The organism is Mycobacterium sp. TH-M106, from assembly GCF_057473765.1.
The window spans coordinates 1-4,506 of sequence record NZ_JBYCLE010000136.1 but is presented as its reverse complement, the minus strand read 5'-3'; the positions used below and the strand labels follow the sequence as shown (position 1 = coordinate 4,506).

Here is a 4,506-nt window from a genome sequence, read left to right as displayed (position 1 = left end):
TCAACGCGATCGCCACCGGGATCGCGTCGATCAAGATGATCGACGCGGCGCCGCGGTCGTCGGCGCCCACCAGCCAGCGCGGCACCAGCATGAAGTTCGCGCCGATGAAGGCAGCGATCGAGCCCGTCGCGATCGCCAGCGAATTCATCGGGACCACCTGTTCGCGCGGTACTACATGCGGCAGTGCCGCCGACAGCCCGGATGCGACGAACCGGGTGAACCCGTTGGCGATCAACGCCGCGCAGAGCACAACCAGGTCAGCGGCCCCGGCGGCCAGTAACGCGGCGATCCCAACCACCAGCACCAGGCGGGCCAGGTTGGCAGCGATGAGCACCAGTCGTCGATCCCACCGGTCCAGCAGTGCGCCGGCGAACGGACCCAGCAGCGAGTACGGCAGGAACAACACGGTGAAGGCCCCCGCGATCGCCCACGGGTCGGCCGCCCGGTCCGGGTTGAACAGCAGCGCACCGGCCAGTCCGGCCTGGAACAGACCATCGCCGAATTGGCTTGCCGCGCGCAGCTTCAGCAGCCGCCAGAAGTCGGGTAGGCTGCGCGCCGAGTGCCACAGCGTCATGTGCGCGCGAGCATCTACCATGAAACCTACTTCCGGATGCGGGCAGGTGGTACGGCCCGGCTCCAGACCAGAGTACAAATATCCCGGCGGCCCTCACGGTTGGTCACGGCTCACCACTTTCGAGCGGCGCTGATGCCATGATGGTGTGGTGCCGCAACCTGAAGAGCCCGAAGACCACGTCGCGCCCGCGGCGTATCGGGTGCGTGCGGGCGCGTTGCTGCTGGCCAACACCGACCTGTTGGAGCCGACGTTTCGCCGAAGCGTCATCTACGTGGTCGAGCACAACGACGGCGGGACGCTCGGCGTGGTGCTCAACCGGCCCAGCGAAACCGCTGTCTACAACCTGCTGCCGCAGTGGTCGGAGTTGGCCAGCAAGCCGAAGACGATGTTTGTCGGCGGGCCGGTCAAGCGTGATGCCGCGCTGTGCCTGGCGGTTGTGCGGGTCGGTGTGGACCCGCACAACATGTCAGGGCTGCGCCATGTCGCGGGCCGCATGGTGATGGTCGACCTCGACGCCGACCCGCAGACGATCGCGCCGTTCGTCGAGGGCGTCCGGATTTTCGCGGGTTACGCGGGCTGGACGATCGGCCAGCTCGAAGGCGAGATCGAGCGAGACGACTGGATCGTGGTGTCGGCGCTGCCGTCGGACGTGTTGGCCCCGGCCAGGGTGGACCTTTGGGGGCGGGCACTACGCCGGCAGCCGCTGCCGCTGCCGCTGCTGGCCACCCATCCGATCGACATCAGCCGGAACTGAAACGCAGTCCCGTCTGGCCGGATTCGGTCGGCGCACGGCACACCGCACATGCCGGGCGGCAGCGGTCAACCGCGCGGCCGCGCCGGCAGCGCCGGTCTGGACGGCTGCGGCGAAGCGGTATGCGATGGTAACCCCTGCGCGGCGGCACCGGGTGCGCTCACCCGGAAGCCGTTGATGATGGCGTCGGTGGCCGGCGCGTTGCCGATGGATTCACCAATGCCGGTGGTGACCGTCGCCGTCACCAGGTAGTTGTTCACTCCAGAAGTCGCTATCACGTGGCGCCGCGAGGTGTTGAGCGTCATGTCGTTCTGCCGGTAGGTGCCTTCGATCAGCGATGACGGGAAACCCCCGAAGTCGGCCAGCGACGCATTGGTGGTCCGCCAGGCGGGCAGCTGCTGGCTGTCGATGTAGCCATGGGTGATGGCTTCCCCGGGGTCGAAGTGACCCACCAGCCGATAAACCACCACCGCGGCGTTCGGTGTGTAAAGGGCAGGACTGCCCCGGTCGGCGATCACTGCGAACGCATCCGGGACGTTCGGGTCGGGGACCAGGGTCCAGCCGGTTGGCACGGGCAGGGTGATGTCGAGCGGGGTGAAGCCGGCTGCCTGTTGAGGCTCCAGCTGCACGTCGTGCTGGGCGAAGAAGTCGCGGAGCGTTCCGGAGCTGGCCGGGACCCGGGTCGGGGCGGTCGGGGCGGTCCCGCTGGACCCGGGCAGGACTGTCGGTGCCGCCGCGGCGGGCATCGCGGGCGGGGTGGTGGTGGCCGAGGTTTGACCCGGGGTCGGCGGCGGTATGGGTTCCGCCGCCGCGACGGTGCCGAAGAACCCCGCCCCGGCCGCCGCTGCGACCACCCCCGCCGCCAGGAAGCCGGTCAGTAGCCGCCAGCCGCTGATGGTCTGCCTCATCTGGGTCGGTCCTTCCGAGTGGTGGGGCGACACCCCTGGTCACCCACCCGACTGTAACCAGCGGCTCACGCCGTTCACCAGCGCCGGAAGACACCCTCACCGCTCTGCAACCCAATCGAGACCAAGCCGTGCCGACCCGGGCGCCTTATACCCTGTTGAGGTGACTGGATCGTCGGCCGCGCAGCACCGCGGCTCTGCCGCTAACCCCGACGCTGACGCACCCCCGCACCGTTACACTGCCGAGCTGGCGGGCCGCATCGAACGTCAGTGGCAGGACCGGTGGGCCCGGTGGGGGACCTTCAACGTCGACAATCCGGTCGGCTCGCTGGCCGCTCCGGACGGGTCGGCGGTGCCCGCCGACAAGGTCTTCGTGCAGGACATGTTCCCGTACCCATCGGGCGACGGGCTGCACGTCGGCCATCCGCTGGGCTACATCGCCACCGACGTCTACGCCCGCTACTCTCGAATGACCGGCCGCAATGTGCTGCACGCATTGGGGTTTGACGCATTCGGGCTGCCGGCCGAGCAGTACGCGGTGCAAACCGGCACGCATCCACGGGCCAGGACCGAGGCCAACATCGACAATTTTCGGCGCCAGCTGGGACGGCTGGGTTTCGGCCACGACAGTCGGCGCAGCTTCGCCACCACCGACGCCGAGTTCTACAAATGGACACAGTGGATCTTCTTACAGATCTACAACGCGTGGTTCGACACCGCCGCGGGCAAAGCGCGTCCGATCAGCGAGTTGATCGCTGAATTTGACTCCGGCGCACGCAACCTCGACGACGGCCGGATCTGGCGCGAGTTGTCGGCCAGCGATCGCGCCGACGTGATAGACGGCCATCGGCTGGTCTACCGCTGCGACTCGATGGTGAACTGGTGCCCCGGCCTGGGCACGGTGCTGGCCAACGAGGAGGTCACTGCCGAGGGTCGCAGCGATCGCGGCAACTTCCCGGTCTTCCGTAAGCGTCTGCGGCAGTGGATGATGCGCATCACTGCTTACGCCGACCGATTGCTCGACGACCTCGAGATGCTGGACTGGCCGGAGAAGGTCAAGACCATGCAGCGCAACTGGATTGGCCGCTCCACCGGCGCCTCGGTGTTGTTCGCCGCGGGTACAGCTGCGGGCGGAACTGTCGACATCGAGGTGTTCACCACCCGTCCGGACACCCTGTTCGGCGCCAGCTATCTGGTGCTGGCCCCCGAGCACGATCTGGTCGACTCGCTGACCGCGGCCACCTGGCCGGGCGCGGTCGATCCGCGCTGGACGTTCGGTGCCGCGACGCCGGCCGAAGCCGTCGCCGACTACCGCAAAGCCATTGGCGCGAAGTCGGATCTGGAGCGTCAGGAGAACAAGACGAAGACCGGGGTGTTCCTGGGCGCTTACGCAACCAATCCCGTCAACGGTGAACGGGTTCCGATCTTCATCGCCGACTACGTGCTGGCCGGGTACGGCACCGGGGCGATCATGGCGGTGCCCGGCCATGACCAGCGTGACTGGGAGTTCGCCCACGAATTCGGCCTGCCGGTGGTGGAAGTCATCTCCGGTGGCGACATTGCGCACTCCTCCTACGTCGGTGACGGCGTCCTGGTCAACTCGGGCTACCTGGACGGCATGAGCGTGGCGCGCGCCAAAGAGGCCGTCACCGAGCGGCTGCAGGCCGACGGCCGCGGGTGGGGACGTGTCGAATACAAGCTGCGGGACTGGCTTTTCGCTCGGCAACGGTATTGGGGCGAGCCGTTCCCGATCGTCTACGACGGCGACGGACGGCCGCACCCGTTAGACGCGGCGGCGCTGCCGGTCGAACTGCCGGACGTGGGCGACTACTTGCCGGTGCTGTTCGACCCGGACGACGCCGACAGCGTGCCGTCTCCGCCGCTGGCCAAATCGACCGACTGGGTGCACGTCGAGCTGGACCTGGGTGACGGTCTGAAGCCGTACACCCGTGACACCAACGTGATGCCGCAGTGGGCCGGCAGCTCCTGGTATGAATTGCGCTACACAGACCCGCACAACTCGGCGAGGTTCTGCGCCGCCGAGAACGAGGCGTACTGGATGGGCCCCAGGCCCGCCGAGCACGGGGCCGCCGACCCCGGCGGTGTGGACCTGTACGTCGGGGGTGTCGAGCACGCCGTGCTGCACCTGTTGTATTCGCGGTTCTGGCACAAGGTGTTGTACGACCTGGGCCACGTCAGCTCGCGGGAGCCGTACCGCAGGCTGGTCAACCAGGGTTACATTCAGGCTTTCGCCTACACCGACGCGCGGGGATCCT

At 67.8% G+C, this 4,506-nt stretch carries 4 protein-coding genes; 2 read left to right on the top strand and 2 right to left on the bottom strand.

Annotation, left to right across the window (positions count from 1 at the left end; genetic code table 11):
- On the bottom strand, positions 1-595 hold a 595-nt coding region (locus AC2VOP_RS04920), incomplete at its 3' end, for an MFS transporter (protein ID WP_486959906.1).
- A 127-nt stretch (positions 596-722) separates the two neighbouring features.
- Here AC2VOP_RS04920 and AC2VOP_RS04915 point away from each other — a divergent pair.
- Positions 723-1,328 (top strand): YqgE/AlgH family protein, encoded by a 606-nt coding sequence (locus AC2VOP_RS04915; protein WP_486959905.1) that lies wholly within the window; start codon positions 723-725, stop codon positions 1,326-1,328.
- 65 nt (positions 1,329-1,393) lie between these two features.
- Here AC2VOP_RS04915 and AC2VOP_RS04910 read toward each other — a convergent pair whose 3' ends face one another.
- Positions 1,394-2,233 carry an LpqN/LpqT family lipoprotein gene (locus tag AC2VOP_RS04910; protein WP_486959904.1) on the bottom strand — a complete coding sequence of 280 codons (840 nt, stop codon included), beginning with the start codon at positions 2,231-2,233 and terminating at the stop codon, positions 1,394-1,396.
- A gap of 160 nt (positions 2,234-2,393) precedes the next feature.
- Here AC2VOP_RS04910 and AC2VOP_RS04905 point away from each other — a divergent pair.
- Positions 2,394-4,506: class I tRNA ligase family protein (locus tag AC2VOP_RS04905; protein WP_486959903.1), on the top strand; the 2,113-nt coding region annotated here is incomplete at its 3' end.